This window comes from Phyllobacterium sp. (assembly GCF_037994405.1).
Lineage (GTDB): Bacteria > Pseudomonadota > Alphaproteobacteria > Rhizobiales > Rhizobiaceae > Phyllobacterium.
The window spans coordinates 1-4,216 of sequence record NZ_JBBNAN010000185.1 but is presented as its reverse complement, the minus strand read 5'-3'; the positions used below and the strand labels follow the sequence as shown (position 1 = coordinate 4,216).

Annotated in this window: 4 protein-coding genes; 2 read left to right on the top strand and 2 right to left on the bottom strand. The window is 58.1% G+C overall.

The window, feature by feature from the left end; all coding sequences use genetic code 11:
• Nucleotides 1-383: 383 nt before the first annotated feature.
• Nucleotides 384-1,184, top strand: coding sequence for a purine-nucleoside phosphorylase (locus AAAC48_RS10675; RefSeq protein ID WP_340654148.1), 801 nt, complete (start codon nt 384-386; stop codon nt 1,182-1,184).
• A 6-nt stretch (nt 1,185-1,190) separates the two neighbouring features.
• Nucleotides 1,191-2,504, top strand: coding sequence for a thymidine phosphorylase (gene deoA, locus AAAC48_RS10670; RefSeq protein WP_340654149.1), 1,314 nt, complete (start codon nt 1,191-1,193; stop codon nt 2,502-2,504).
• Here deoA and upp read toward each other — a convergent pair whose 3' ends face one another.
• Entirely contained in the window at nt 2,505-3,131 is a 627-nt protein-coding gene (gene upp, locus AAAC48_RS10665; RefSeq protein WP_100000521.1) for a uracil phosphoribosyltransferase, read from the bottom strand.
• Nucleotides 3,132-3,164: 33 nt separating this feature from the next.
• Nucleotides 3,165-4,184: an adenosine deaminase gene (locus AAAC48_RS10660; RefSeq protein WP_340654147.1), complete on the bottom strand. Its 1,020-nt coding sequence runs from the start codon at nt 4,182-4,184 to the stop codon at nt 3,165-3,167.
• Between the last annotated feature and the right edge of the window lie 32 nt (nt 4,185-4,216).

Below are 4,216 nucleotides of genomic sequence, written 5' to 3'. Positions count from 1 at the left end.
GCCTGATACACGCCTGCACCTCTGCAACAACAACGGCATCGTTGAAACCCTGACGTTGAAGGAGCTGTTCCCGTATGGTTTCGAGGCCGAAGCGCTCGGGAGAGCGAGATGAGATCATACGGGAACGTTCTGCGGGAGGGAATTCGTGGACAAGGTCGAGGGGTTTGGCTATGCAGATGTCTTTCCATCGGACGAAGCCGAAGCCCGAATGGATTTGGCCCGAATTCACCCGGCCCTTCGGGTTTCCGGCTGGCGGACACACACTTTGTCAGGTGGTCTCAGCCGATGAACCATATTGGCCTCGCCACCCTCCGTGTGGAACGTCTCGCCATCCGAGAAACAGAACGGTCTCATATGACCTCATCTCGCTCTAAAGGTGCAGCATGATCGCACCGGCGACCGGAGCACTTATTCAAAGGCTCGATGGCCTGGCGCCGCGTGTGGCGCTGGTACTTGGGTCGGGTCTTGGTTCGCTGGTGGATGCGGTGGATAATGCCGTCCGCATTCCCTATGCCGACCTTCCGGGATTCCCGCACAGCGGTGTTTCCGGTCATGCCGGCGAGGTCGTCGCAGGTTATCTTTCCGGCAAGCCAATTCTGATGCTGGCAGGGCGGGCACATTACTATGAAAAGGGCGATGCCTCGGTCATGCGCCCCGTCATCGCGGCATTAGCTGATCTTGGCATAGAAATGCTGATCCTCACCAATGCCGCCGGCTCTGTCAGACCTGATCTGGAGCCTGGAAGCGTGATGCTGATCGACGATCACATCAATTATTCCGGCCTCAATCCGCTGATCGGCGAGCCTTCAGATCAGCGCTTTGTCGGCATGACGGCGGCCTATGACCAGAAGCTCAAGGACGCCTTGATTATTGCGGCAGGTGAAGTCGGGGAAAAGCTGCCGTCAGGCGTTTATATGTGGTTCTCCGGCCCATCATTTGAAACACCGGCAGAAATTCGCATGGCGCGCACGCTTGGCGCGGATGCGGTCGGCATGTCGACGGTTCCGGAAGTCATTCTCGCGCGCTTCTTTGGTCTCCGGGTCGCTGCCTGCTCGGTCATCACCAATTATGGAGCAGGCATGACCGGAGCTGAGCTTTCGCACGAGGAGACCAAGGATGTCGCGCCAAAGGGCGGCGCACGCCTGCAGAAAATCATCCGGACTCTGGTTCGGGAGATCGGCTAAACGATGCTGTTGCCGCAGGAAATCATCCGCCGCAAGCGCGACGGTCATACGCTTGACGCCGCCGACATTACCGCTTTCGTCAACGCCATGAGTTCCGGCGCGATCACCGAAGGCCAGGTCGCAGCCTTTGCCATGGCGGTGTTCTTCAAGGGCATGAAACGTGACGAAGCGGTGGCACTAACGATCGCCATGCGCGATTCCGGCGATATTCTCGATTGGTCCGATCTGCCGGGCCCCGCCGTCGACAAGCATTCAACCGGCGGCGTGGGTGATAATGTGTCACTGATGCTGGCGCCGATTGCTGCCGCATGCGGTGCCTATGTGCCGATGATCTCGGGAAGGGGGCTCGGCCATACGGGCGGAACGCTTGACAAGATGGATGCGATCCCCGGCTATCGCAGCCAACCTGACAATGCTCTGTTCCGTAAAGTGGTGCACCAGGTAGGGTGCGCCATTATCGGACAGACGGCCAATCTCGCGCCGGCCGATAAGCGCTTGTATTCCATTCGCGATGTAACCGCGACCGTGGAATCCATCCCGCTCATTACCGCTTCGATCCTGTCGAAGAAGCTCTCGGCTGGTCTCAATGCCCTTGTATTGGATGTGAAGTCGGGCAACGGCGCCTTCATGGCCAGAAACCGCGATGCCGTGGCATTGGCGGAGAACATTGTCGCGGTTGCTCAAGGGGCCGGCCTGGCCACCACAGCGCTCCTTACCGACATGAATGAGCCGCTGGCCCTTGCCGCCGGCAATGCGGTTGAAGTTAAGAACGCTGTCGATTTCCTGACTGGTGACAAGCGTGATGGACGTCTTGAGGCGGTCACACTAGCGCTCGTGGCCGAGATGCTGGTTTCGGCAAAGCTTATGTCGAATCACCGGGCCGCGACGGAAAAAGCGCGTGAAGCTTTGACCAGTGGCAAGGCCGCAGAAATATTCGGTCGCATGGTGGCAGCGCTTGGCGGGCCTGCCGATTTCGTTTCAAGGGCCAGGCATCATTTGCCGCTCGCTCCGGTTACGCACGAGGTGAAATCGCCGCAGACAGGCCATGTCGCGGCGATCGATACGCGCGCGATTGGTGTTGCCGTTGTTACACTGGGTGGCGGGCGTATACGACCGCAGGATCCCATCGACCATGCGGTCGGTATCACTTCTCTGCAGCCGATCGGTGCAAGAATGGAGCAAGGCGAGCCGGTCGCTCTGGTCCATGCCCGCAGCCATGACGATGCCGCCGCCGCAGTCCGTGTCATCGAATCGGCTTACGGATTCTCCGAACGGAGGCCGCGCACGATTAATCCCGTGTTGCGGCGAATTGGAGCCTGATTACTTCGTCCCGTACATGCGGTCGCCGGCATCGCCGAGACCAGGAACGATATAGCCCTTTTCGTTCAGGTGACTGTCGATGGCGGCGGTGAAGACCTGAACATCCGGATGCGCCTTGGTGAACCGTTCAATGCCCTCCGGCGCAGCAAGAAGACACAGAAAACGTATATTGCTCGCGCCGCGATCCTTGAGTTTCTGAATCGCTGCAATGGCGGAATTGGCGGTCGCCAGCATTGGATCAACGACGATGATAAGTCGATTGACGATGTCTTCCGGCGCCTTGAAGTAATACTCGACCGGAAGCAGCGTCTCATGATCGCGATAGAGGCCGATGTGGGCAACGCGCGCTGCCGGCACCAGATCGAGCATGCCCTCGAGCAAGCCGTTGCCGGCACGCAGAATTGAGGCGAAGACCAGTTTTTTGCCCTCGATCACCGGCGCATCCATCTCCATCAGGGGTGTCTGGATCCGGATGTTGGTGAGTTGCAGATCACGCGTCACCTCATAGCAGAGGAGGAGCGAGATTTCCTTGAGCAATCGCCGGAATCCCGCCGTCGACGTATCCTTGTCGCGCATGATTGTAAGCTTGTGCTGGACAAGCGGATGGGAAACGATCGTCACGCCCATGGGAATACCCCCTTATTCTAAATTCAGGTGACCTTAACTGCTCGACACCGATCCCGCAAAGAGCTCATCTGCAACGCGCACAGTTTTGTCAGGATAAAGCCGTTCAAGCAGTGCTGTTCGTGTGTCTTCATCGACAAAAGCACCCTTAAGCGCCGTTTTGGTCAGCTCATTGAGCATATCATCATCATAACCGAAATACGTTGTCGCGATCTCGTATTCCCGAGCGAGGTCCGTATGAAAATAGGGCGGATCGTCGGAATTAAGCGTCACCGGCACACCGGCCTTGGCGAGCTCCGCGAACGGGTGCGAAGGGAAATCGGCATAGACGCCCAGCGAAATGTTCGAGCCCGGGCAGCATTCGAGCAGGATTTGTTCGTCCATCAGGCGTTTGACGAGATCGGGATTCTCGATCGCACGAACACCGTGGCCGATACGCGAAGGTCTTAGCGCATCGAGCGCATTCGCGACGCTTCCCCAGCCTGACAATTCGCCCGCATGAACGGTAATGCCGAGGCCGGCATCGCGTGCCAGCTCGAATGCGGCTGTGAAGTCCTTGGGGTTATGCATCCTTTCATCGCCGGCCATGCCGAAACCGGTGACCAGCGGGTGCGGGTTGTCGACTATGTATTGCGCTGCAGCCAGCACCGCATCCGGACCCTTGTGGCGCAGGCCGGTTGCGATCATGCGGCCTTCAATACCCGTCGCCGCCTTGGCGCGGCGCATGCCTTCTGCAAGGCCTTCAATGTATGCATGCGGGTCGAGCCTGGCGCTGATCGCGTGATCTGTCGAAATGAAAACCTCCGAATAGATCGCGTCCTGACTGCTGAGCGCGAGGAGATAGTCCTCGGCAAGATCAGCATAGTCCTCTTCTGTCCGAAAGAGCATCGAAGCCTGATCGTAGGCGCGCAGGAATGATGTGAAGTCGTACCAGACAAACTTGCCGCCTTGAAGAAAGGCCGAAACGTCGGCGCCATATTTGGCGGCCTTTCGTTCGACCAGGCCTGGCGAGGCGGCCCCTTCAATGTGGCAATGCAATTCAGCTTTCAAAACCATACGCAGTTTCCTAAATGAAAATAATCAAACGA

Excerpts from the sequence above, each read along its gene's own strand:
- AAAC48_RS10660 (WP_340654147.1), bottom strand. The coding sequence starts at position 4,184 with ATGGTTTTGAAAGCTGAATTGCATTGCCACATTGAAGGGGCCGCCTCG.
- AAAC48_RS10675 (WP_340654148.1), top strand. The coding sequence starts at position 384 with ATGATCGCACCGGCGACCGGAGCACTTATTCAAAGGCTCGATGGCCTG.
- upp (WP_100000521.1), bottom strand. The coding sequence starts at position 3,131 with ATGGGCGTGACGATCGTTTCCCATCCGCTTGTCCAGCACAAGCTTACA.